The sequence below is a fragment of the Micromonospora sp. NBC_01739 genome, assembly GCF_035920385.1.
Taxonomy (GTDB): Bacteria; Actinomycetota; Actinomycetes; order Mycobacteriales; family Micromonosporaceae; genus Micromonospora.
In genome coordinates this window covers 5890570-5914022 of sequence record NZ_CP109151.1, presented here as the reverse complement: position 1 = coordinate 5914022, position 23453 = coordinate 5890570, and the positions used below count along the sequence as shown (strand labels likewise).

23 protein-coding genes, 2 tRNA genes and 1 pseudogene are annotated in these 23453 nt (G+C 71.7%); 10 read left to right on the top strand and 16 right to left on the bottom strand.

What is annotated here, in order from left to right; translation table 11 throughout:
- The first annotated feature begins 51 nt into the window (after positions 1 to 51).
- Positions 52 to 1713 (top strand): tetratricopeptide repeat protein, encoded by a 1662-nt coding sequence (locus OIE53_RS26875; RefSeq protein ID WP_327024222.1) that lies wholly within the window; start codon positions 52 to 54, stop codon positions 1711 to 1713.
- Here OIE53_RS26875 and OIE53_RS26870 read toward each other — a convergent pair.
- Positions 1710 to 2222 carry a GNAT family N-acetyltransferase gene (locus OIE53_RS26870; RefSeq protein WP_327024221.1) on the bottom strand — a complete coding sequence of 171 codons (513 nt, stop codon included), beginning with the start codon at positions 2220 to 2222 and terminating at the stop codon, positions 1710 to 1712. The genes OIE53_RS26875 and OIE53_RS26870 overlap by 4 nt on opposite strands.
- On the bottom strand, positions 2219 to 2434 hold the full coding sequence (locus OIE53_RS26865) for a biotin/lipoyl-binding carrier protein (protein ID WP_091447276.1): 216 nt from the start codon (positions 2432 to 2434) through the stop codon (positions 2219 to 2221). Before OIE53_RS26865 ends, OIE53_RS26870 begins: the two co-directional genes overlap by 4 nt.
- 198 nt (positions 2435 to 2632) lie before the next feature.
- Between OIE53_RS26865 and OIE53_RS28550 the strand changes: the two genes are divergently transcribed.
- The gene (locus OIE53_RS28550) at positions 2633 to 2707 is read left to right on the top strand and encodes a 50S ribosomal protein bL37 (protein WP_370461611.1); all 75 of its coding nucleotides are present in this window, start codon (positions 2633 to 2635) and stop codon (positions 2705 to 2707) included.
- An 81-nt stretch (positions 2708 to 2788) separates the two neighbouring features.
- On the opposite strand, the gene rsrA is transcribed toward OIE53_RS28550, so the two are convergent.
- The 5 genes from rsrA to OIE53_RS26840 all read right to left on the bottom strand — a co-directional run bounded on the left by rsrA (position 2789) and on the right by OIE53_RS26840 (position 6139).
- Positions 2789 to 3076: a mycothiol system anti-sigma-R factor gene (rsrA, locus tag OIE53_RS26860; protein ID WP_327024220.1), complete on the bottom strand. Its 288-nt coding sequence runs from the start codon at positions 3074 to 3076 to the stop codon at positions 2789 to 2791.
- 1 nt (position 3077) lies between these two features.
- Positions 3078 to 3893: a sigma-70 family RNA polymerase sigma factor gene (locus tag OIE53_RS26855; RefSeq protein ID WP_327027439.1), complete on the bottom strand. Its 816-nt coding sequence runs from the start codon at positions 3891 to 3893 to the stop codon at positions 3078 to 3080.
- Between the two features lie 263 nt (positions 3894 to 4156).
- The gene (locus tag OIE53_RS26850) at positions 4157 to 4771 is read right to left on the bottom strand and encodes an alpha/beta hydrolase family protein (protein ID WP_327024219.1); all 615 of its coding nucleotides are present in this window, start codon (positions 4769 to 4771) and stop codon (positions 4157 to 4159) included.
- 65 nt (positions 4772 to 4836) lie between these two features.
- A complete protein-coding gene (locus tag OIE53_RS26845; RefSeq protein WP_327024218.1) occupies positions 4837 to 5229 on the bottom strand; it encodes a WhiB family transcriptional regulator in 393 nt (130 codons plus the stop codon).
- A gap of 199 nt (positions 5230 to 5428) precedes the next feature.
- On the bottom strand, positions 5429 to 6139 hold the full coding sequence (locus tag OIE53_RS26840) for an SOS response-associated peptidase (RefSeq protein ID WP_327024217.1): 711 nt from the start codon (positions 6137 to 6139) through the stop codon (positions 5429 to 5431).
- A gap of 103 nt (positions 6140 to 6242) precedes the next feature.
- Here OIE53_RS26840 and aroA point away from each other — a divergent pair, with 103 nt between their 5' ends.
- Genes aroA through OIE53_RS26820 form a run of 4 tightly spaced genes read left to right on the top strand, consistent with a single transcriptional unit; the run spans position 6243 to position 10528 of the window.
- Complete coding sequence (aroA, locus tag OIE53_RS26835; protein WP_327024216.1) at positions 6243 to 7544, top strand: 3-phosphoshikimate 1-carboxyvinyltransferase; 1302 nt, start codon at positions 6243 to 6245, stop codon at positions 7542 to 7544.
- Positions 7514 to 8662, top strand: a complete 1149-nt coding sequence (gene rsgA / locus OIE53_RS26830; RefSeq protein WP_327024215.1) for a ribosome small subunit-dependent GTPase A — start codon at positions 7514 to 7516, stop codon at positions 8660 to 8662. Before aroA ends, rsgA begins: the two co-directional genes overlap by 31 nt.
- 55 nt (positions 8663 to 8717) lie before the next feature.
- On the top strand, positions 8718 to 9521 hold the full coding sequence (gene hisN, locus OIE53_RS26825; protein ID WP_327024214.1) for a histidinol-phosphatase: 804 nt from the start codon (positions 8718 to 8720) through the stop codon (positions 9519 to 9521).
- Between the two features lie 59 nt (positions 9522 to 9580).
- Entirely contained in the window at positions 9581 to 10528 is a 948-nt protein-coding gene (locus OIE53_RS26820) for a hypothetical protein (protein ID WP_327027438.1), read from the top strand.
- Here OIE53_RS26820 and OIE53_RS26815 read toward each other — a convergent pair.
- A complete protein-coding gene (locus OIE53_RS26815) occupies positions 10483 to 11685 on the bottom strand; it encodes a glycosyltransferase (protein WP_327024213.1) in 1203 nt (400 codons plus the stop codon). The two genes, OIE53_RS26820 and OIE53_RS26815, sit on opposite strands and share 46 nt — an antisense overlap.
- 136 nt (positions 11686 to 11821) lie before the next feature.
- On the opposite strand from OIE53_RS26815, the gene OIE53_RS26810 reads away from it, so the two are divergent.
- Positions 11822 to 12820 carry an SDR family oxidoreductase gene (locus OIE53_RS26810; protein ID WP_327024212.1) on the top strand — a complete coding sequence of 333 codons (999 nt, stop codon included), beginning with the start codon at positions 11822 to 11824 and terminating at the stop codon, positions 12818 to 12820.
- 74 nt (positions 12821 to 12894) lie between these two features.
- Entirely contained in the window at positions 12895 to 13464 is a 570-nt protein-coding gene (locus OIE53_RS26805; RefSeq protein ID WP_327024211.1) for a DUF5709 domain-containing protein, read from the top strand.
- An 85-nt stretch (positions 13465 to 13549) separates the two neighbouring features.
- Here the strand turns inward: OIE53_RS26805 and OIE53_RS26800 are convergent, their stop codons facing one another.
- Together OIE53_RS26800 and macS are read right to left on the bottom strand one after the other, a co-directional pair.
- Positions 13550 to 14191 (bottom strand): response regulator transcription factor, encoded by a 642-nt coding sequence (locus OIE53_RS26800; RefSeq protein WP_327027436.1) that lies wholly within the window; start codon positions 14189 to 14191, stop codon positions 13550 to 13552.
- Positions 14192 to 14205: 14 nt separating this feature from the next.
- Positions 14206 to 15321, bottom strand: a complete 1116-nt coding sequence (gene macS, locus OIE53_RS26795; RefSeq protein ID WP_393341360.1) for a MacS family sensor histidine kinase — start codon at positions 15319 to 15321, stop codon at positions 14206 to 14208.
- A 117-nt stretch (positions 15322 to 15438) separates the two neighbouring features.
- Here macS and OIE53_RS26790 point away from each other — a divergent pair.
- A pseudogene (locus OIE53_RS26790) lies at positions 15439 to 15892 on the top strand (ATP-binding protein); the annotation flags it as partial.
- Positions 15893 to 15910: 18 nt separating this feature from the next.
- Here the strand turns inward: OIE53_RS26790 and OIE53_RS26785 are convergent.
- From OIE53_RS26785 to OIE53_RS26760, 6 genes are all read right to left on the bottom strand, one after another.
- Positions 15911 to 16744: a phosphoribosylaminoimidazolesuccinocarboxamide synthase gene (locus OIE53_RS26785; RefSeq protein WP_327024208.1), complete on the bottom strand. Its 834-nt coding sequence runs from the start codon at positions 16742 to 16744 to the stop codon at positions 15911 to 15913.
- Between the two features lie 80 nt (positions 16745 to 16824).
- Entirely contained in the window at positions 16825 to 17061 is a 237-nt protein-coding gene (locus tag OIE53_RS26780; RefSeq protein ID WP_327024207.1) for a hypothetical protein, read from the bottom strand.
- Between the two features lie 142 nt (positions 17062 to 17203).
- Positions 17204 to 17277: transfer RNA gene (locus OIE53_RS26775), tRNA-Met, on the bottom strand.
- 160 nt (positions 17278 to 17437) lie between these two features.
- Positions 17438 to 17511, bottom strand: a tRNA-Met gene (locus OIE53_RS26770).
- A gap of 133 nt (positions 17512 to 17644) precedes the next feature.
- Entirely contained in the window at positions 17645 to 20644 is a 3000-nt protein-coding gene (locus OIE53_RS26765; protein WP_327024206.1) for a UPF0182 family membrane protein, read from the bottom strand.
- A gap of 198 nt (positions 20645 to 20842) precedes the next feature.
- Positions 20843 to 21856, bottom strand: coding sequence for a YlbL family protein (locus OIE53_RS26760; RefSeq protein ID WP_327024205.1), 1014 nt, complete (start codon positions 21854 to 21856; stop codon positions 20843 to 20845).
- 113 nt (positions 21857 to 21969) lie between these two features.
- Here OIE53_RS26760 and OIE53_RS26755 point away from each other — a divergent pair, with 113 nt between their 5' ends.
- Positions 21970 to 23271 (top strand): zinc-dependent metalloprotease, encoded by a 1302-nt coding sequence (locus OIE53_RS26755; protein WP_327024204.1) that lies wholly within the window; start codon positions 21970 to 21972, stop codon positions 23269 to 23271.
- Positions 23272 to 23453: the final 182 nt, after the last annotated feature.

Sequence of the window (23453 nt, the reverse complement as noted above, 5' to 3'; positions counted from 1 at the left end):
TACGCTGACCCGGCCGCACCGCCAACCGGTACCGACCAGTGAGAGGACGACGTGGCCGAGGGAACCGACGATCGGGCGTTGCCGGCGACGGAGGAACTGGCTCTGGCCCGGGAAGCCCTGGCCGCCGGCGACCTGACGCACGCCGCCGACCATGTCGCGGGTGCCCTGGCCCGGGCACCCACCCTGCCGGAGGTGCACGAGACCCTGGCCCGACTGGCCGCGGCCAGCGGTTCCGGCGGACTGGACCTCTTCCCGCTGCACCATCACACCTTCGTCGGGGCGGTGGTCGCCCGGGCACACCTGTTGGCTGCGGCCGGCCGCCCGGCCGAGGGTCTGGACCTGCTGGTCGCCGCCGCCGCGCACGCCCCCCGCACAGACTGGGCGGGGGTGCCCTGGGTCACCTCACCCGAGTTGGTCGAACAGCTGGGGCCGGACCGGGTGGCTCGGGTGCTGATGCAGGTCTGCGCCGCCGCCCCCGATCCGGTGCCCCGACCCGACCGGGCCGCCCTGGCGCCGTACCTGACCCTGGCCCGCAACGCCATCACCGTCCACCCCGAGCACGCGCTGCTGCTGGGCACGGCGTCCGCGCTGGCCCGGCGGGCCGGTGAGGTGCCGCTGGCGGTCCGCTGGGCCAGCCGGGGGGTACGTGCCGCCCCCTCAAAGATGGGCGAGGTGTGGCTGGGGTACGCCCTGCGCAGCGCCGGCCGGACCCGGGAGGGCCTGGCCGCGCTCCGACGGGCGGTCGACCACGACCCGGAGGACCTGGCGGTGTACGCCGACATCGCCGGCACCCTGGCCGACCACGGACGGCTGGACGAGGCGCTGAGCTGGATCGAGCAGGCCCTGGTGCGCAACCCCTCCTTCGACTGCGCGGTGCACACCGCCCACCGGCTGCGGTTCCAGCGCGACGGCGACGTACGCCACCTGGTGGCGCTGGCCGACTACATCCGCGACAACCCGGACGACTCGCACGAGCACTCCGATCTGGCCGAGTGCTGTCGGGGCCGTCCCTGGCTGGGGCAGTTGACCCCACCGACGACCAGCCTGACGGTACGCCCTGCGCCGTTGCCCCTGACCGGGCCCGAGTCGACCCCGCCCCCCTCGACGGAGGCGGCCCGACGGCTGCGCCAGGTTGCCCACCTGGCCTGGCCCCACCCGCCCGCGGCGTACGACACCGCGGTGGCCCTGGCCACCCTCGACCTGACCGATCTGCTCGGCCTGCTGGCCCATCCTCCCCAGACCCCGGACAACGCGCTGGGACGGGTGCTCTCGGGTCAGGACCCGGCGCTGTGGGTCCGGTGCGTGCAGGTGTGGACCTGCCTGGGTCTGCTGCACCACCGCACCGACGAACCCTGGGCCACCTCCACCCGACGCCAGGTGCTGGTCGAGTTGGCGCAGGCGGCCGAGGTCACCGAGGCGGCCCTGTTCGCGCTGATGACGGCCGCCTGGGTGGACCCCTCGGTCCGGCCGGATGTGGCACGACTGGTCACCCAGCGGCTGGCGGCGGCGACCGGTGATCAGAGGGCTCCGTTACCGGTGACCGTCTCCCTGGCCCATCTGGCGCTGGCCACCCCGGACCTCGACCCGGAGTGCGCCGCCCTGGCCCGCATGTTGGCCGGCGTCCCCGCCCAGCCCGGTCGGGGCCCGCTGCGCGGGCTGCTGGCCCGGCTGCTGCGCCCCTTCCGCCCCCGCCTGCCCTCCCCGCCCGCCTAGGCGGGTGGGGTCAGGGACAGGCGCAGGGCCAACAGGTGGACCCCGGGCAGGGGGGACCAGTCCAGCTCGGGGGTGCGGATGAAGCCCCGGCGGCGGTAGAGCCGCTGGGCGGATTCGGCGTAGCCCTCGCGTACGCAGATGGCCAGGGCGGTGCAGCCCCGCCCGGTGGCCCGGTCGACGCAGGCCTGGACCAGTGCGGCACCCACCCGGCGGCCCTGCGCCGCCGGGTCCACCGCCAGCATCCGGAACTCGGCCTCCCCCGGGCCGGACACCTCGGCGTACGGGCTGCCGGGCAGGACGAAGGTGACCGAGCCGAGCAGCTGACCGGTGGCCGGGTCCACGGCGACCAGGACCTCACCGTGGGCAGCCCGGCCGGCCACATCGGCCAGCACCTCGGCGTACCCGGTCTCGCCCTTGAGCTGACCGTCCGCCTCGTACGCCGCCACGGTGAGCCGGGCCACGGCCGGGAACTCCGCCGGCTCGGCCGTACGGATCGAAGTGCCGGTCAACCGATCACCGCGATCAGGTCACCGTCCTGCACCACGTCGCCCTCGTTCACCGCGAGCTGCTGCACCACACCGTCGGACTCGGCGACCACCGGAATCTCCATCTTCATCGACTCCAGGATCACCAGGGTGTCGCCCTCGGAGACGGTGTCCCCGGTAGACGCGACCACCTTCCAGACGTTCGCCACCATCTCGGCGCGGATCTCCTCGGCCATGTTCGGGCCCCTTCCTCGCGGCTACCTGTGACGTATCCAATCATGTGCCCGGTTTCCCCGGGCCGCAGCAGCCCCGCCCACCTCCCTCGGAGACGGGCTCTAACATCAACGGGTCGGACCCGGACGCCGGCGCGGACCGGTGCGTGCATCGGCGCCGAAGTCGTACGCAGGCGATCCGACCATCACTAGGAGGTCAGCATGGCGAAGAAGGCCCGTAAGAAGAAGGCCCGTAAGAAGAGCGCCGCCAACCACGGCAAGCGCCCCAACTCCTGAGCTGGTCCGCACCGCGGATCGGACACACGAACGCCGGTGGCCCAGGTCGGGCCACCGGCGTCGGCGTGTCGGGCGAAAACTTCAGTCGGCCAGTTCGCGCGATTCCGTGGTCTCGAAGATGACCAGCTCGCTCAGTCGGATCCGCAGCCGCTCGCGCAGTTCGTCCGGCGCGGACTCGTTGCCGCAGCAACGGGCCACCAGCGCCTTGACCTCCTGCTCGATGCCGTACTCCCGCAGGCAGGGGCCGCACTCGTCCAGGTGGTGCCGGATCAGCGCCCGGCGTTCCTGCGCGCACTCCAGATCGAGGTAGAGGTAGACCTCGGCGAGCACCTCACGGCAATCCGTCTCGTGCGGATCTCCACAGCTCACGTCACACCTCCCGGCCACTGGCAGCGGCCGAACTCCGGGCCGACGGCGCGGCGGAGAAGCCGCGCTCCGCGGCGTAGCCCTCAAGCAGCTTGCGCAGATTACGACGACCGCGGTGCAACCGTGACATCACGGTACCGATCGGGGTGCCCATGATGTCGGCGACCTCCTTGTAGGAGAACCCCTCGACATCGGTGAGGTAGACCGCCAGCCGGAACTCCTCCGGCAACTGCTGGAGGGCCTCCTTGACGTCGGTGTCCGGCAACCGGTCCAGCGCCTCGGTCTCCGCGGACCGCAGACCACTGGAGGTGTGCGACTCCGCCTCGGCCAGCTGCCAGTCGGTGATCTCGTCGGTCGGCGCCTGAACCGGCTGCCGCTGCCGCTTGCGGTAGGTGTTGATGTAGGTGTTGGTCAGGATCCGGTACAGCCAGGCCTTCAGGTTCGTGCCCTGCTCGAACTGGTGGAAAGCCGCGTACGCCTTCAGGTAGGTCTCCTGGACCAGATCCTCGGCATCCGCCGGGTTGCGGGTCATCCGCAGGCCCGCCGCGTACAACTGGTCGACGAATGGCATCGCGTCCCGTTCGAACCGGGCCCTGCGCTCGTCCGTCTTCTCGGTGGTCAACCGCACATCCCCTCGGGTCGGATGCTTCCCCGCCGAGAATACGCGCCCAGACCTACCGGGAGTTTGGGTTCCGACGGGTGTGCCCGTCGCCACCTCAGCCGGCGGCATCGCCGCGGGCCACTGCGGACCGGCCAACAGCTGCCTGAGCTGCTTGGCCTCCCGCTCGTCACGCTCCCGGTCCCGGCACTGGATCGGCACCACTCACCCCCTCCGCACGGTGTTCGTCCGTGGGGTGCAACATCCGTCGCAGGTCCGGGCATTCCGCCTCGACTCCTCCCGATCCTGGTCCCGACCGTGGCTGCAGGCACCACGGCCGGGACCAGGAAGGGCCTGGGAGCCCGGCACCGCCCGTGATCCAGGCGACACCATCGGGTGCAACGACCCGGCGCGGCAGCCGGAAACGGCGGGCCAGACCTCCCGACCGGCGTCGCCCCGCCGACCCGAATCGGCTCCGGGCCCGGTCAGCCCTGGGCCCAGCCCTGTCCGCGCAGCCAGTCGAGCACCACCGCGGCCGTTCCGGCGGGATCGACCCGCAGGTCGTGCCGCTGCCCTGGCCGCACCACCACCTGCACCCCCGGACCGGGTTCGGGCACCCCGAAGGGGTCCCGGTCGCCGTTGACCACCAGGGTGGGCAGGCCGGTCGCCAACTCCCCCGCCCGGCTGCGCTCCGGCCGTCCGGGCGGATGCAGCGGGAAGGCGAGGGCCACCACCCCCACGGCCCCGACCTCACCGGCCGTACGACAGGCCACCCGGGCTCCGCTGGACCGGCCACCCACCAGCAGGGGTACCCCCGGCCAGCGGTCCCGCAGCGCGGCCAGCACCACCCGCCAGGCCTCGTCGAGGTGCCCGGCCGGTGCGGGCGCACGCCGACCGGCCACCCGGTACGGCTGGGTCACCCGAGCGACGATCACCCCGGCGGTCACCAGGGCCTCGCGCAGCCCCAGCAGATCCGGGGCGTCCACCCCGCCGCCGGCACCGTGGCCCAGGGCCAGCAGCGCCCGGGGCGCCCTCTCGGGGATGTCGATGTCCACCCGGGCCGGGCCTCGTGGTGTCTGGATGATGTCTTCCTGCGGCACGGCCTCATTCTGCGGGCCGCCGCCGTCAAGCGGAGCAGACTCCTGCGCCGCCGGCCACGGTCACCTCAGCGGGAGGTGACGAGTGTGAGTAGTCGATCGCGGACGGGAGGCCCCGCCTCGCTGGCGACATCGGGATCCGGCTGCACCTCGTCGCGCCAGGCCACCAGCATCGCCCGCCGCTCCCGCGGGGTGGTGCCACCCCACACCCCGTGGCAGTCGCCGACCTCCAGGGCCCAGGCCAGGCAGGAGCCCTGCACGTCGCAGGAGCGGCACAGGGCCACCGCGGCGTCCGCCGGCTCGTTCGGCGCCGGGAAGAACGTTTCCGGATCAACACTCTGACAGGTGCCCCTGGTGCGCCAGGCTTCATCCTGTCGACGCTCGCGCAGGGCCCGCAACAGTCGCGGATCACGCCGCGCAGCGGCTACCTCATGTGGACGGGGCATACGCGCCCTGGTCATCCACCCACCTCCCCCGTGGGACCAGCAACATCGATGAATACCACTCACCTGGACGGGAGCGATAGCCATCACCGGCGCTGTGTTGTATCGCATTTGTGGACATCGAGACAAGAGTTCGCCGGAAAGTTGCCTAAACGATCGGCTGACCTTTCACCCGTAATCGCGGCAAATCACACCCGACAATGCGCGGGGGCTCCGCTCAGAACAACCTGACCTCGGCGGAGTCATCGACCCTTGCCGACGGCACCCGGGCGATCAGCTCCGGGCCGTCGTTTCGCACATTGCCCACGGCCGTCCCCACCGGTCGGATCTCGATGCCGGCGAGCCAGTCCAGCGGCGGTGGGGCCAGCAGGCTGGTCGGCTCCTCGGAGGAGCCCAGCCAGGTGGCCCACCGCTGCGGCGGCAGCAACAGGGGCATCCGGTCGTGCACCTCGGCCAGCTCGCCCAGGGCGGCCGTGGTGAGCACGCTGAAGGTCAGCAGGGGACCACTCGGGGCCTCCCAGGTCGACCAGATGCCGGCGAAGGCCAGCACGGGCTCCTGGACCGAGGTCATGTAGTAGGGCTGCTTGGCTCCACCCGGCCGGCGGACCCACTCGTACCAACCGTCGGCCGGGACCAGACACCGGCGGCGGGCGAAGGACGGGGCGTACGCCCGGCTGGTGGCCACCGTCTCGGCCCTGGCGTTGATCATGCGGGCGGCGTTGGCGGGCGACCGGGACCAGGCGGGCAGAAACCCCCAGCGCCCCGCCGAGAGCGCCCGATGCCCCTGCGGGTCTAGCCGGACCAGGGGCACCCGGTCGGTCGGCGCGACGTTGTAGTCGGCCACCAGGTCACCTGCGGTCTCGTCGACGGCCTCGAAGATTCCGCTCAGGTCACCGGAGCTCCGGGTCGTGGCGTACCTCCCGCACATGCCGCACACGCTAGCGCGTCGGCGGCGGTTACGACGTCCCGTCCACCGGGAGCGACCGCGACGGCCGACGGACCCCCCGCCCGAGACACGGCAGAATGTAACCGTGGGGAACCCGACCGCGACCCGGCCGCTACAGCCGTGGACCGCCCCGACCGCCACCGATCCGGTCACGGCCTCGCTACGGCTGCCCGGATCCAAATCCATGACCAACCGCGCCCTGGTGCTCAGCGCGCTGGCCACCGGCCCCTCGACCCTGGCCAAGCCGCTGCGGGCCAGGGACACCGAGTTGATGGCCGGTGGGCTGCGGGCCCTGGGCGCCCATGTGTCGATCACCGACGACGAGCGCTGGCTGGTCCGGCCGCACCGGCTGGTCGGCCCGGCGCATGTCGATGTCGGGCTGGCCGGCACGATCATGCGTTTCGTGCCCCCGGTGGCCGGGCTGGCCGTGGGGCGGGTCACCTTCGACGGCGACCCGGCCGCCCGTACCCGCCCGCTCGGGCCCCTCATCGAGGCGCTGCGCTCGCTGGGGGTACGGGTGGACACCCCGCCGACCGGCAGCCTGCCTCTGGCCGTGCAGGGCACCGGCCAGGTCACCGGCGGGGAGGTCGTGATCGACGCCTCCGCCTCCAGCCAACTGGTCTCCGGGCTGCTGCTGGCCGCCCCCCGGTTCGACCGTGGGCTGGTGGTCCGGCATGTCGGCCCGCCCGTGCCCTCGGCACCCCACCTGCGGATGACCGTACGGATGCTGCGGGCCGCCGGAGCGGCCGTCGACGACAGCACCCCGGACGTCTGGGTGGTCGAGCCCGGTCCGCTGACCGGCCGGGGCTGGGAGATCGAGCCCGACCTGTCCGGGGCGGTGCCCTTCTTCGCCGCCGCCCTGGTCACCGGCGGCGAGGTGACCCTCCAGGGCTGGCCACGCAGCAGCGCCCAGCCGGTCGAGCGGCTGCGCTCCCTGTTGACCCAGATGGGTGCGGAGGTGGCCCTGACCACGGAGGGACTCACCGTGCGGGGCACCGGGACGGTACGCGGACTGCACGCCGACCTGTCCGACGTCAGCGAGTTGACCCCCGCCTTCACCGGGCTGGCCATGCTGGCGGACTCCCCCTCGGTGTTCACCGGGGTGGGCCACATCCGGGGCCACGAAACCGACCGGCTGGCCGCCCTGGCCCGGGAGTTCGCCGCCCTGGGCGCGGACATCACCGAGTCGGCCGAGGGGCTGGAGATCCGACCCCGGCCGCTGCGGGGTGGGGTGTTCCGCACCTACGATGACCATCGGATGGCACACGCCGCCGCGGTGGCCGGCCTGGCCGTGCCCGGCATCGTGCTGGACGATGTGGCGTGCACCTCCAAGACCATGCCGGAGTTCCCGGCCCTGTGGTCGGCGATGGTGACCGGCAAGAGCTGAGCGGACAGACAGGAGCGGTCCTGGCGACCAAGCGACGCGAGTACGACGAGGACGACGTACGGGTCCGGCCCGGCAAGTCCTCCCGTCCGCGTACCCGCACCCGACCCCAGCACACGGACGCGCTAAACGGGTTCGTGATCGCGGTGGACCGGGGGCGGTACACCTGTGTGCTGGCCACAGCCGCCCCGGAGGCCCCCACGGTCACCGCGATGCGGGCCCGTGAACTGGGTCGCAAGTCGGTCGTCGTCGGTGACCGGGTGGGCCTGGTCGGCGACACCTCCGGGGCCCCGGGGGCGCTGGCCCGCATCGTCCGGATCGAGCCACGCCGGTCGGTGCTGCGCCGGACCGCCGAGGACGACGCCAGCACCGCGGAGGGGCGGCTGGAACGGGTGGTGGTGGCCAACGCCGACCAACTCGTGATCGTCAGCGCGTTGGCCGATCCGCCACCGCGTACCGGCTTCATCGACCGGTGCCTGGTGGCCGCGTACGACGCCGACATCGAGCCGCTGCTCTGCCTGACCAAGGCCGACCTGGCCGGCCCGGAGACCGTGCTCGACTACTACACCGAGCTGGAACTGCCGTACGTGCTGATCCGGCCGGACTCCACACTTGACGCGCTGCGCAGCCTGCTGGCCGGCCGGGTCTCCGTCCTGGTCGGGCACTCCGGGGTCGGCAAGTCGACCCTGGTGAACCGCCTCGTACCGGAGGCGGCCCGGGCGGTCGGCACGGTCAGCGCGATCGGCCGGGGCCGACACACCTCGACCAGTGCGGTGGCCCTGCGGCTACCCCATGTCCCCGGGGCACCGGAGGACCCGGGGTGGATCGTGGACACCCCGGGGGTACGCAGCTTCGGGTTGGCCCATGTGTCCGCCGAGAGCCTGCTGCACGGCTTCTCGGATCTGGTGGAGGCCACGGTCGACTGCCCGGTGAACTGCACCCACACCGCCGAGGAGGCCGACTGCGCCCTGGCCGCCTGGGTGGCCGAGGGCCGGGCCGACCCGCGCCGGCTGGCCTCGTACCACCGGTTGCTGGCCTCCCGGGCCGGTGAGACCGACCCGCGCGGGGCCACCAATCCCCGCGACGAGGTCGAGCACGATCCGCGTGGACGCCCGGAATGAGCCCAGGTCGGCCCCGCTCCAGCAGGCCACCGGGAGCCTCGCTACGGTGCAACCCATGACCGGGTACGCCGAGGACCTAGCTCTGGCCCACCGTCTCGCCGACGCCGCCGACGCCATCTCCATGGCCCGGTTCCGCGCCCTGGACCTGCGGGTGGAGTCCAAGCCGGACCTGACCCCGGTCTCTGACGCGGACACCGCGGTGGAACGCGAGATCCGCGCCCTGCTGGCGCAGCAGCGACCCGAGGACGGCCTGCTCGGCGAGGAGTACGGCGTCACCCCCGCCGTCGGGGCCCGACAGTGGGTGGTGGACCCGATCGACGGCACCAAGAACTTCGTTCGAGGGGTACCCATCTGGGCCACCCTGATCGCGCTGCTGGAGGACGGCCGCCCGGTCGTCGGGGTGGTCTCCGCACCGGCGCTGGGTCGCCGCTGGTGGGCGGCGCAGGGTGCCGGGGCGTACGCCGGCCCGGACGTCGACAGTGGCGAGCCCATCCGGGTCTCCCAGGTACGCGAACTGGCCGACGCCAGCCTCTGCTACTCCTCGCTGAGTGGTTGGGAAGAGTCCGGTCGACTGGAGCCGGTGCTCCAGTTGATGCGGGACACCTGGCGCAGCCGGGCCTACGGCGACTTCTACGGATACATGCTGTTGGCCGAGGGTGCACTCGACGTCATGATCGAGCCCGAGTTGTCGCTGTGGGACGTGGCCGCATTGGTGCCCATCGTCACCGAGGCCGGGGGGATCATGACCGATCTGGAGGGTGCTGCGGCCCCCGCCGGGACCGAGACCAGCGCCGTGGCCAGCAACAACATGCTGCACTCGAACATCCTGCGGAGGCTGGGTCGGCCGACCGCGCGCTGACGCCGGGATGCCTCTATCCTCGCCAGGTGGCTACCGCTAGTTGGTGTTTTCTGGCGGCGATGATCGTCGCGTACGGCATCGCCAACCTGTTGCAATCGGTCGCCGCCGCTCGCACCACCGTGCAGCACACCTTCGATCCCGGGCTGCTGTGGCGCCTGGCCGGACACCGCACCTACCTGATCGGTCTGGGCTGTCAGGTAGCCGGATTCGTGCTGGCCTTCCTGGCCCGCCGGGACCTGCCCCTGTTCCTGGTGCAGGCCAGTGTGGCCGCCGGGCTGGGGGTCACCGCCGTACTCGGGGTGATCCTGTTGAAGTGGCGGCTGCCGGTGGCCGAGGTGGTCCTGCTGTTCCTGCTGGTCGGCGGGATCACCGCGCTGGTGCTCTCCGCGCAGCCGGCCCCCTCCAAGCCCCTGGGCATGGCGGGGGTGATCGCCCTGCTGGGGGCGCTGGGGGCGATCGCGGTGCTGGGCGTTCCCGCAGCCCGGTTGCAGGGCGTACCCGGCTCGGTGGCCCTGGGTGCCCTGGCCGGCCTGGGCTTCTCCGCCGCCGCGGTGGCCGCCCGGCCGCTCGCCTCCGCCTCTACCTGGAGCGCCTTCCTCGCCGACCCCCTGCTCTACCTGCTGATCGGCCACTCCATCGTCGGCCAACTGCTGCTGGGGCTGGCGATGCAGCGGGGCTCCACCACGGCCGCGGTGGCCGCGATGGACGCCGCCGGTGCGGTGCCCGCCGCGATCATCGGGCTGGTGCTGCTCAACGACAAGATCTGGCCGGGCCGGGAATGGCTGGCCGGTCTGGGTTTCCTGGTCACCCTGGCGGCTGTCATCGGGCTGACCCGGTACGCCGAGCCGCAACATCATCACGCGGTGGCCCAGGAGACCGCGCGGGCCGTACGGGATCCCGCCCCGGCCCCCCGGCAGACCCCCAGGCTGTCGCCCAGGGTGGCGGAGGGTCCACTGTCGACTCAGGCCGCCTCGACCGGTCTACGTCGCCCGATCACCCGCTCGTAGAGCCGTTCCAGGGCGGTGGCGGTCCGTTCCCAGGTGTAGCTGCACCGGACCCGGTCCACGGCGGCGTGCCCGTACGCGAACCGGCCCGCGTTGTCGGTGAGCAGCCGGCGCAGGGTCATGCCCAGGGTGCGGACGTCCCCCGGCGGCACCAGCTTGCCGGTGACCTCGTCGACCACGGCGTCGGCGATGCCCCCCATGGCGTACCCGACCACCGGGACACCGCAGGCCATCGCCTCCAGGGACACCCGGCCGGCGGAGGAGTAGTGCGGGGTACAGGCCACCACGTCGGCCGAGCGGTACCAGGTGGGCATCTGCTCGTGCGGCACCGCACCCACCAGGTGCACCTGGTCCCCCACCCCCACCCGCTCGGCCATCTCACGCAGCCGACGGGCCTCGGCGTGCCCGGCCAACTGACTGGCCGGCGGGCCACCGGCGATCACCAGTTCCGCCTCCCCGACCAGCCGCATGGCCCGGATCAGGTCCTCCTGACCGTGACCGGGGGCCAGTCCGCCCACCGAGAGGATCCGGGGACGCTGGTCGCGGGGGGCGGCCTCCCCGTCGGGGTGGAACCGGCCGGTGTCCACTCCGGTCGGCACCATCGCCACGGACATCCGTTGCAGACCCATCCGGGTCAGTTCCTCCACCTCGTCGTTGCACTGGGCCACCGCGATGTCCACCGCCCGGGTCAACGCCCGCTCCAGGGGGATGCGGGTGCCCGGGCCGTCGTACTGCGGGCCCAGGTGACGCAGTTGCTCCATGCCGAGCGAGTGGAAGGTCTGCACCACCGGGATGTCGGTCTCCCGGACCGCGTGCGCGGCGGCCAGCCCACCGATCCAGTAGTGACCGTGCACCACCTCCGGGGCCCAGTCGGCCGCCCACCGGTCGGCCAGCCACCTGCCGAACTCCGACACGTACGGCACCAGTTCGGCGGTGGGAATCGGGGTCACCGGTCCGATGGGGGCCCGTTCGATGCGGTAACCGTCCACGCTGTCGCTGTCGGCCAGGTCCGGATCGTCCCGGCGGGTGTAGACCCGCACGTCGTGCCCTCGACCGGCAAGTTCAGCGGCCACCCGTGCGATGTGCTGGTAGGTGCCGACGACGGTTCCGTCGCCGGAGGTCGGCGCAGCGGCGTGGGCACAGACAAGGCCGACGCGCATGGGTCACCTCCATGCGGATTAGGCGGTGGTCCTCCGGTCAGAGCGTCCCATTAACCGGCCTTCTACGAGCCGAAACCTGGCAGATCGGGATGTGAGCGGCGGCATGACCGGTCCCCGGGTGGGGTATCGGTGTCAAATGCCTCTGGCCCGACCGCTCCGCGACAGCACGGTGGTGATCACCGGCGCCTCCAGCGGCATCGGCACGGCAACCGCGTACGCCCTGGCGCGCAGCGGGTGCCGGGTGGTGCTGGCCGCCCGCACCGAGCCGGCGTTGCAGCGGGTGGCCCAGGGCTGCGCCGAGCTGGGCGCGCAGGCCCTGGTCGTACCGACGGACATCACCGACCCGGCGGCGGTCGAGCGGTTGGCCGCCAGCGCGGTGGCCCGGTTCGGCCGCATCGACGCCTGGGTCAACAACGCGGCGGTAGGGGTGGTCGGACTCTTCGACGAGATCCCGGTGACGGAGTTCCGCCGGGTGCTGGAGGTGGATCTGCTCGGCACCGCCTACGGTATGCGGGCCGCCCTGCCGCACCTGGCCGCGGCCGGCGGGGGTGTGGTGGTCAACAACGCCTCTGTGCTGGCCGAGGTGGCCATGCCGTACCAGTCCGCCTACAACGCCGCCAAACACGGCATCCGGGGCCTGACCGACACGGTACGCCAGGAACTGCGGCTGACCGGTCGGGGTGCCATCTCGATCTGCACGGTGCTGCCGGCCGCCATCGACACCCCCTTCTTCCGGCACGCCGCCAACCACACCGGCCGGATCCTGGCCCCGCCGCCACCGGTCTACCCTCCGGAGCTGGTCGCGGAGACGATCGTGCGGCTGCTGCGCCGTCCGCGCCGGGAGGCGTACGCCGGGGGCGCGGCCCGGTTGATCGGCCTCCAGTGGCGGCTGGCCCCGGCGTTGGCCGAACGCGCCCTAGCCTGGTACGCCGGGCGCACCCAGTTGGGCCTGGCCGTCCGCCCACCCAGCGCGGGCAATGTCTTCCGCCCGGCCGGGGAGGGCATCCCGGTCGGTGGTTGGCAGGGCCGCCGCCGTCAGCTGATCCGGATGACCGCCGCCCTGGGCCTGGCCGCCGCCCGCAGCGCGGTCGACACCGTGGCGGCGTTCGCCCGCCAGCGTCGTGAGGTGCGCTGAGGGCCTGGACCATCCGCCGATCGGCACCGGCCCGGCCGGTTACGGCACCGCCGGCAGCGGGTAGTGGAGCAGGTATGCGCGAAGACGAGTACCCCGCCCCGCTGTCCGACCCCGAGGCCGACGGTCTGCCCGACACCGCCGATGACGACTCGACGGCCGGGGACGACGTCTTGACCGGACGGGAAGCGGACGGCCCGGCGCCCGCCCAGTTGCCCGGTGACCGCGTACCGGTGGCCGTCGACGAGTTCGGGGTCACCGCCGACGAGCAGCTCGACGGTGAGTCGCTGGACTACAAGCTGAGCCGGGAGCAGTTCGAGCTGCCGGTGGACGACCCCCTGGCCGCCCCGGTGGACCCGGACATCGCGGCCGAGGCGGACAGTCGGGAGCAGGCCGCGCAGGCGCAGCTCGACGCCGACGTGATGGAGCCCGGTCCGACCTCCGACCCGAACTCCCCGGTCTCCCTCTACGACCACGGGCAACTGGGCACCACGGAGGACGACGTGGGCCGCTTGGTCCAGCCGGACGAGGGCACCCACACCGATCAGGAAGCCGACTCGATCGCGTACGACGCGGGAGCCGCCGGCGGCGGCGCCAGCGCCGAGGAGTTGGCCGTCAACGAGACCCGGCCGCCCCGGGCGGTCTGACTCCGGCGGGTGGCTGGCGCCGCTTCGCCGAAGTGGCGATATCCCGTCGAGCCGGACCCCGCCGTTTCGGCGAAACGGCGCACGCCTAGTCGTCCAGGCCCCGCTCGATCGCGTAGCGGGTCAGCTCCACCCGGTTGTGCAGTTGCAACTTGCCCAGGGTGTTCTGCACGTGGTTCTGGACCGTGCGGTGGGACAGGCCCAGCCGGCCGGCGATCTGCTTGTAGGACATCCCCTTGGCCACCAGCCGGAGCACCTCGGTCTCCCGTTCGGTGAGCCGGGGGGTGCCGTCGTCCTGCTGCGACTGAGGCCCACCGGCAGCCGCCAACCGGCGGTACTCGCCGAGCACCAGCCCGGCCAGACCGGGGGTGAAGACCGGCTCCCCCGCGGCGGTGCGCCGTACCGCGTCCAGGAACTCGGCGTGCCCGGCGGACTTCAGCAGATAGCCGGTGGCCCCGGCCTTCACCGCGTCCAGCACCCCCTGCTGCTCGCCGCTGGCGGAGAGCATCAGCACCCGGGCCGACGGCCAGGCCGCACGGACCCCACGGATCACCTCCACCCCGGAGATGTCCGGCAGTTGCAGATCCAGCACCACCACGTCGGGGCGGGCGGCGGCCACCACCCGGACCGCCTGGCGGCCCTCGCCGCAACTGGCCACCACCTCGTGGCCTGCCTCGGCCAGATCCCGGGCCACCCCTTCGCGCCACATCGGGTGGTCGTCGACCACCATCACCCGTACTCCGCTCACGGTCTCCTCCTCGACACGGTGAGTTCGACCTCGGTACCACTGCCCGGCACGGAACTGATCGTGGCGGTCCCACCCAGGTCGGCCAGTCGACCCCGGATGGCCTGAGCCACCCCCAGCCGGCCCTGGGCGGCGGCCTCGGTGAGCCGCTGCGGAGGGAAACCCGGCCCCTCGTCCCGGATCGACACGGTCACGGTCGCACCCTCATCCTCGACCAGCACCCAGGCCCGTCCTCCGCCGTGCCGGGCCACATTGTCCAGAGCGGCCCCGGTGGCGGCGGCCAGTTCCCGCGCCACCGGCGGGGCAAGCAGCACCGGGGTGGCCGGGGTGGACAGCGAAACGCTGGCCGAGGCGTACCGGCCGAGCAGTTCCCGCAGGTCCATCGGCCCGTCGGTGACGCGCGGACCCGCATCGGAGATCAACGCCCGCAGGGCCGCCTCCTGCTCGCCGGCCAACCGGGCCAGCTCACCGGCCTCCCCGTCGAGTCGCTCCCCTCGGCGGGACACCAGGGCCAGCACCTGGAGCACGGAGTCGTGGATGTCGCGGGCCAGTCGCTCCCGTTCCCGGGTGGCCGCCTCCAGTTCCACGGCCTGTTGCAACCGCTGCTCGGCCCGGACCGCCAGCCGGGCGACATACCCGACCACCACCCCGGCCAGCAGCATCAGGATGGCGCCGTTGATCGCGGTAGGGGTGACCATGCCCCGGGTCAGCAGGTCGGTGCCGCCGATGACCAGGGCGGCGGTCACCCCACGACGCCGTCCACCGGAGACCGCCCAGGCCAACACCGGCCCGCTCAACCAGGCGACCGCCAGGGTCGGCAGCCCGGCCTCAATCGCCTCCCGGCCCATCACCCAGGGGGTGACCAGCAGAATGGCCACGATGACGCCCAGGTCGGCGAGGAGCAACGGCCAGCCGCGCCGGCTGGGCGCCGCGTAGCCGATCGCGGTGGCGAGGGTCCAGGCCGCCATCGCCAGCACCAGCGCACCGGCGGCGAACGGGTGGGCGTACCGGTCCGCGTCGCGGGCAACGATCACACAGACGTACGCCAGCGATGCCACCCGGAAGACCGCGACGGCACGCCAGAGTGGGATCTCGAAACCACCGGGCGTGGGCACGTGGGTCACCATGCCACAGGTGATCGGTTCCCACTTCGGCCGCTGCGACCCAATGAACCCTGACGTACGGTGGTAAATGCCGCGTAAAGCTCCGCGATCTTCTGTCGGGACAGGGCCATGACAAACGCAGAACCGCCTACACCGCGTACGGTGGTGCCCATCGAACATGCCCTCCTGATCGCCGATGCCTTCGACCAGGCGCAGGTGACCGAGCTTCGACACTCGGTCGCCTCCTGTGCGCACGCCGCCGGCCTGCGCGAGGAGCGCCTGGACGACTTCGTGCTCGCCGTCAACGAGCTGATCACCAACGCCGTGCGGCACGGCGGAGGCCAGGGCTGGCTGCGGATGTGGGCGGAGCCCGGGCTGATCCTCTGCGAGGTCTCCGACCACGGCCAGGGCATCAGCGTTCAGCGGCTGGACAACCGCAACCGGCCGGCTCCCGACACCGCCGGGGGCTGGGGCCTGTGGCTGGCCCGCGAGCTGACCGACGCCATGGAGGTCGCTACCGGCCCGGCCGGCACCACGGTACGCATCATCACCGCCACCGCGGTCACCGAGCAGCACACCGGACGACACCGGCTGGAGTGAGCTACTCCCAGCGCTTGCCGGTGAGGGTCTCGTAGACGTCCACATAGCGGGCACGGGTGGCCTCGACCACCTCGGGCGGCACCTCCGGCGCCGGGGCCTGCTTGTTCCAACCGCTACCGGCGGCCCAGTCCCGGACGTACTGCTTGTCGTAGGAGAACTGGGTCCGGCCGGGCTGGTACGACTCGGCCGGCCAGAACCGCGAGGAATCCGGGGTGAGCACCTCATCGCCGAGGACCAGGGTGCCGTCCGCCGCCCAACCCAGCTCGATCTTGGTGTCGGCGACCAGGATGCCCCGCTCCGCGGCCAGCTCGGTGCCGCGGCAGTAGACGTCGATGGTCAACTGACGCAACCGTTCGGCGGTCTGGGCCCCTACCTTGTCGACGACCTCGGCGAAGGTCATCGGCTGGTCGTGCTCACCCACCGGCGCCTTCGTCGAAGGGGTGAAGATCGGCTCGGGCAGGACGGATGCCTCCACCAGCCCGCGCGGCAACTCGACACCGGAGACCGCGCCGGTGCGCTCGTACTCCTTCAGACCCCCACCGGTCAGGAAGCCTCGGGCCACGCACTCGATGGGCACCATCTCCAGCCGACGACACCGGATCGCCCGGCCGGCGAACTCCGCCGGTACCTCGGTGGCCGAGATGACGTGGTTGGGCACCAGGTCGGCCAGTTGCTCGAACCACCACAGCGACAGCGCGGTGAGCAGCTTGCCCTTGTCCGGGATGGGGGTCGGCAGCACCACGTCATAGACGGAGATGCGGTCCGAGGCGACCAGAATCAGGTCGTCGCCGTCGGCGTAGACGTCCCTCACCTTGCCCGAATGCAGAAGTTCCACGGCGACAAGTAGACCATGCGCCGGGCACGCCGCCGACAGGCAAGGGCCCCGAGGAGGGCCGGGGTGCGGCCGGGGCCGGGTCAGCGCCGTCGGCGGGTCATCCGGAGCACCAGCAGCACGATCACGACCACCACGACCAGGCAGCAGAGCAGACCCAGGAAGCCGATGAAGCCGCCACCCCGCCGCCGCCGGGCGGCCTCGACGACCAGTTCCCCGGTCCCGGTAGAGGCCCAGGCGGCGACCGGGACGAACACCGACAGCACGACCACGCTCACGAGGGTGCCGAGCCGGCCCCACCATTTGCTCAACGAAGACATGTCGTCATCCTCGTTGACGGGCGCAACCACCGTCGACCAATACCTGCGTGTCGACCTCGACGCCGAGCGGCACAGCGGCCCGGAGGATGTCCCGGACAACGACAACGGCCCCGGACTGAAGTCCGGGGCCGTTGCCAGGTAGTAGCGGGGACAGGATTTGAACCTGCGACCTCTGGGTTATGAGCCCAGCGAGCTACCGAGCTGCTCCACCCCGCGTCGGTAGATTCAGCCTACCGCACCCGTGACCGCACCGATCACCCACCCCCGCCATCGGCGCGAACACCGCCACAATCCCGACGAGCCGGCAGAGCGGGCCTGACGCAGCGCGGAAAAGGACTACGGCCCCGGACTGAAGTCCGGGGCCGTGGTCGGGCAGTAGCGGGGACAGGATTTGAACCTGCGACCTCTGGGTTATGAGCCCAGCGAGCTACCGAGCTGCTCCACCCCGCGTCGCTAGATCCACCGTAGCGCACCACCCCCGGCCGCCGCAAAACGACCCCGTAACCGCCGGGCCGTAGGCACGGCACCAGCAGAAAGGGGCCTGCCGCCGGATCACCGACGGCAGGCCCCTTTTCGACTCAGATCAGCCGGTCGGTGACGGGGTGCTCGCGGGGGCCCCGCCCCCATTGGCCGTCTGTTGGGCCTGCTGGAAGGCGGTGAGGGCCTCGTCCAACTCCTTCAACGCGCGGCCGTACCGCTCGAAGTCGCCCGAGGTCTGCGCGGCCCGCACCTCCGTGATCGCGGCCTGCACCCGGTTGGCGGCCGTCGCCAGGTCGCCGGTCATCGGCGGCGCGTCACCGGCCGGCGGGGTGGCCGAGGGAGTCGGCGACGGGGTGGCCCCAGGCTCCTCGTCCCCGGCCGGCGGCTCGGTGGCCGGTGGCGGGTTACCGGCGGCGGCCCGCTTGCCCTGCTCGACCAACTGCTTGATGCCGTCGCTCGGGTTGTCGGCCAGGACCACGAAGGAACCGCCGTCACCGTAGGACATCAACACCTTCTGCAGCAGCGGGTACGCGTCGGTCTGGTTGCTCTTGACGTACACCGGCTCGACGTACAGCATCCCGTTGCCGAAGGGCAGGGAGAGCAGGTTGCCGTACTGCACCTGGGCCTGGTTGGAGGAGAGCAGGTTCAACTGCTGCCGGATGTTGGCGTTGTTGGTCATCTGCTGGTGCACCTGCACCGGGCCGGAGACCCGGGTCTGGTCGGGCAACTCCAGCACCTGCAACCTGGGCTTCCCGTCCTGGTACGACCCGGAGATCAACGCCGCCAGGTTCTGCCGGCCGTTCGGAGTGACCGCGCTGGTCAGCTGGAAGGTCGGCGCGTCCTGCTCGGGGAACTGGGTGTAGAGGTAGTACGGCGGCTGCTTGACCTCGCTGTCCGGCGCGTCCGGCACGTTCGGCACCTGCCAGAAGTCCTGCCCGGAGTAGAAGTCGCCCGGGGTGGTGACATGGAACCGGGTGAGCAGGTTGCGCTGCACCTTGAACAGGTCCGCGGGGTAGCGGAAGTGGGCCGCCAGGGACTCCGGGATCTCGGCGCGCGGCTTGATCAGGTCACCGCCGAAGGCCTTGTTCCACGCCTTGAGCACGGGGTCGTTCTCGTCGAACTCGTAGAGGGTGACCGTGCCGTCGTACGCGTCGACGGTCGCCTTCACGGAGTTGCGGATGTAGTTGACGTTCTCCCGGGCCAGCTGGATGGTGCCCCGGCCGGTCAACTCGTCCGTGGTCTCCTGCTGGAGGTTGACCCGCTCCGCGTACGGGTAGGTGGCCGCGGTGGTGTAACCGTCCACGATCCACTGCACCCGGCCGTCGACGATCGCCGGGTAGGGGTCGCCGTCCAGGGTCAGGAAGGGGGCTACCTTCTCCACCCGGTCCCGGGCGTTACGCACGTAGAGCAGCTTGGAGTTCTCGTTGACCGCCTCGGAGAGCAGGAAGTTCGCCTCCTGCTCCTTGATGGCGTAGAGCAGGCGCCGGGTGAACGAACCGATCTCGACGCCGCCGGAACCGGTGTAGGTGTAGTACGACTCGCGACCCTCACCGGTCTCGCCGGCCGGCCGGTCGAACTCGGCCGGGTTGGCGTCCGGGTTGGGCTTGCCGACGATGGCGTAGTCGCTGCCCTGCATCCGCTCGCCGTAGTAGATCCGGGGCTGGCTGGCCGGGATCAGGTCGGTGGGCGAGGAGCAGGACTCCTGCGCCCGGTCGCCGAGGAAGCCGGAGACGAAGTACGGCTGACCACCGCAGACCACCCGGTTGGCGGGAGCGGCCACCACCCCGTACCCGTGGGTGTAGACCGTGTGCCGGTTGATCCAGTTGCTCTGCTGGGCGGTCAGCTCGCCGTAGTTGATCTCGCGTACGCCGACCACGTAGTCCTGGGTCTGGTTCTCGACGGTGTACCGGTCGATGTCCAGCTTCGGGCCGAAGTCGTAGAAGCCACGGACCTGCTGCAACTGGGTGTAGGTCTCGCTGACCAGTTGCGGGTCGAGCAACCGGACGTTCGACACCACCGAGGTGTCGGTGGCCAGGCTCTCCGGTGGGGTCAAATTGCTGGCCGCGTACGGGGTGTGCTGGGCGATGTCCAACCCGAAGGAGGCCCGGGTGGCCTGGATGCTGCGCTCGATGTAGGGCGCCTCCTTGTCCCGGGCGCTCGGCTTGACCTCGAAGGTCTGCACCGCCCAGGGGTAGATGCCGCCGATCGCCACCGCGGAGACCCCGAGCAGGGCCAGGGAGATGCCCGGCCAGACCAGGTTGCGCATCCAGGCGTTGGAGAACACGATGATCGCGATCGCCACCACCACGGAGATGTAGGCGAGGATCTCCTTGGCCGGCAGCAGGGCGTTGATGTCGGCGTACCCGGCGCCGTAGACCCCCACCCCGTCGTTGTACTCCAGCAGCATGGAACGCCGGTCCAGCACGTAGGCGACCGCCTTGAGCAGGACGAAGACCGCCACCAGGGAACTCAGGTGAGCCCGGGCGGCGTTGGTCATCCGGTCGCCCACGCCCTGCAGCCGCACCCCGCCGAACAGGTAGTGCACCGCCAGCGAGCCGATCAGGGCCAGCACCACGGCGGTGAAGCCCAGGCCGAGCAGGAAGCGCCAGAACGGCAACTGGAAGATGTAGAAGCCGATGTCCGTACCGAACTCGGGATCGTTGACGCCGAAGTCGCCGCCGTTGCGGAAGAGCAGCCACTGGTTCCAGCGGCTCTGCGCGGACAGCCCGGCGAACAGACCCACGATCGCCGCGGCCAGCGCGATCCACATCCCCAGCCGGGGGCCGAGCAGCATCCGGTAACGCTCAAGGGTGGCCTGTTCCGGCGAATGCGGCCGGTTGCGGGGCCGCAGCCGTTGGGCCAGCCAGAGGTTCCCCCCGACGATGGCCGCCATCGCTGCCGCGCCGGCCAGGAAGAGCACCAGCCGGGTGAGCAGGACCCCGGTGAAGACCTGGGTGTAGTCGACCTCGGAGAACCAGAGCCAGTCTGTCCAGGCCTGCACCCCCCAGCCCAGCAGGGTGAACAGGACGAACACCCCGATCAATACGCCGACCGTGACGCGTCCACGTCGGCTCATCCTCGGCAGGGGGCTGCTGCTACGCATGACCACTGTTGGCTCCGCACGCTCGATATGATCGGCACCGACCAGGCACCCAGAGTACGGGGTGTGGCTGGAAGCATCCGAGCAAGGTCGCGGGGCAGCCGCCTGCGGCGGCCCTCGCGGATCGCCACCTCCCGCGCGTTCGCCCTGCTCAGAGGCGGGATGACCGGCCGGAGGCGGGCGGTGCGGTCAGCGCAGGATTCAGCAGTGGGTCGGCTCGCCGCCGGCCCGCAGGGTCTCCAGCGCCGCCAGGGCCTCATCGAGCGAACCCACTTTGACCAACGGCAGGTCGGGCTGCCGGTTGCGTACCGCCTCGGCACAGTTGGCCGCCGGCACCAGGAAGGCGGTGGCACCGGCCTCCTTGGCCCCGACCAGCTTCTGCGGGATGCCGCCGATCGGACCGACCCGCCCGGAGTCGTCGATGGTGCCGGTGCCGGCGATGATCCGGCCGCCGGTCAGATCCTCCGGGGTCAACTTGTCGATGATCCCCAGGGCGAACATCAGGCCCGCGCTGGGACCCCCGATGTCCTTGAGGTCGAAGGAGAGGGTGAACGGATGCGGCTGCTGCTGCCCGATGTCCACCCCGATGCGGGGGCGACCGTCGATCTCCCGGGTGGCGATCGTGGCGGTGTCGGCCACCCCCTCGCGGGTGAAGCCGATCCGCAGCGGGGTGCCGGCCGGCTTGGCCCTGATCAGTTCGGTCAGCCGGGAGGCCAGCGGCACCGCCTCGCCGTCCACGGAGGTGATCACGTCACCCTCCTGGAGCAACCCGACCGCCGGACCGTCGGCGGAGACCCCCCGGACGACGACCTGGACCTCGTAGCCGAGCTTGCGCAGCGCGGCGGTCTCCGCACTGGTCTGGGAGACCTGGAAGTCCTCGGCGTTGCGCTGCTCGACCTGCTCCCGGCTCTCCCCCGGCGGGTAGACCAGCTCGCGCGGCACCACCGCCTGATCGTCGTCCAGCCACCCCTGGATGGCGGTCCGCAGCTTGACGCTGGGCTGCACCCCCACCGTGGTCAGCCGGAGTTGACCGGTCGAGGTGGAGGTCTCCCGTCCGGAAACCTGGATGACCTCCTTGCCGTCCTCCTGCCCGAGGGTGTCCACGGTCGGACCGGGACCGAGCACCACGTACGGGACGGGCGCACCGAGCACCCCGATGCTGAGTAGAGCGGTGAGCAGAGCACCGAGCAGGACGGTCACGCCTCGACGTCTCATGCGGCAGAGCGTACCGATCCGGGCCATGGCGTCCGGCGGCATGAGGGCGACTTCGCCCTCAGCGCAACAGCGGCGCGGGTCACCTGGGGCGCGGCACGCGTACCGTAGACGTCGTGCCTGATATTCCGTTCGGTTTCGCGCTACCAGGTGGGCAGCCGCCCGACCCCAACGACCCCGCGCAGATGCAGCAGTTCATGTCGCAGTTGCAGCACCTGCTCTCCGCGCCGGGAAGCGGGCCGGTCAACTGGGACCTGGCCCGCCAGGTCGCGGCCAGCCAACTGGCCGCGTCGGGCGACCCGGCGGTCTCGCCGTACGAACGCAACGCCGTAGAGGAGGCGCTGCGCATCGCCGACCTCTGGCTGGAGCCGGCCTCCGCGCTGCCCTCGGGCATCCGGACCGTGGTGGCCTGGAACCGCAACGAATGGATCTTCAAGACCCTCGATGTCTGGCGCAAGCTGTGCGACCCGGTGGCCAGCCGCATGGTCGGCGCGATGGGTGACCTGGTGCCGCCGGAGGCCCGCGCCCAACTGGGCCCGATGCAGTCGATGGTCGCCACCCTGGGCGGCGCCCTCTTCGGCGGCCAGCTGGGCCAGGCCCTCGGCTCGCTCGCCGCGGAGGTGCTCTCCGTCGGTGACATCGGCCTGCCCCTCGGCCCGGCCGGCACGGCCGCCCTGATCCCGGCCAACATCCGCAGCTACGGCGAGGGCCTGGAGCTACCCGAGGACGAGGTACGCCTCTACGTGGCTCTACGCGAGGCGGCACACCAGCGGCTGTTCGAGCATGTGCCGTGGCTGCGCGGGCATGTCCTCAACGCCGTCGAGACGTACGCCGCCGGCATCCGGGTCAACCGGGAGGCGATCGAAGAGGCGATGGGCCGGGTCGACCCGACCGATCCGGAGTCGATGCAGGCCATCGCGCTGGAAGGCATCTTCACCCCGGAGGACAGCCCCACTCAGAAGGCGTCACTGGCCCGGCTGGAGACCGCCCTGGCCCTGGTCGAGGGCTGGGTCTGCCACGTGGTCGACGGCGCGGCCGCCGGCCGGTTGCCGAACGTGGTGGCGCTGGGCGAGGCCTTCCGTCGGCGCCGGGCCGCCGGTGGGCCGGCCGAGCAGACCTTCGCCGCCCTGGTCGGGCTGGAGCTGCGACCCCGCCGACTGCGGGAGGCCGCGGCGCTGTGGGCGGCGCTCACCGAGCACCGGGGCATCGGCGGCCGGGACGCCCTGTGGGGGCACCCGGACCTGCTGCCCTCCGACGACGACTTCGCCGACCCGGTGGCCTTCGCCATGACCGATGTCGACCTGATGGCCGAGCTGGAGAGCTTCGACTTCACCGCCCCCGGCGGCCCGGAGGAGAAGGCCCCCGGCGAGCAGAACCGCCGAGACGACGACCCCAAGGGCGGCGACACCCCCTCCTGACCACAGGCACCACCCCCGCCCCACTGACCCTGCACGGGATCTCGTGGGCTGTCCCGCTCCCGCTCCCCGCCGCTGGGCAAGATCACGCTCGATCTGGGATCGAGTGGCTTCGCGTGACTCTGAGGCCACTCGATCCCACATCGAGTGGATTCACACCGCGTCAGGCGGACGCCTTGCTGCGC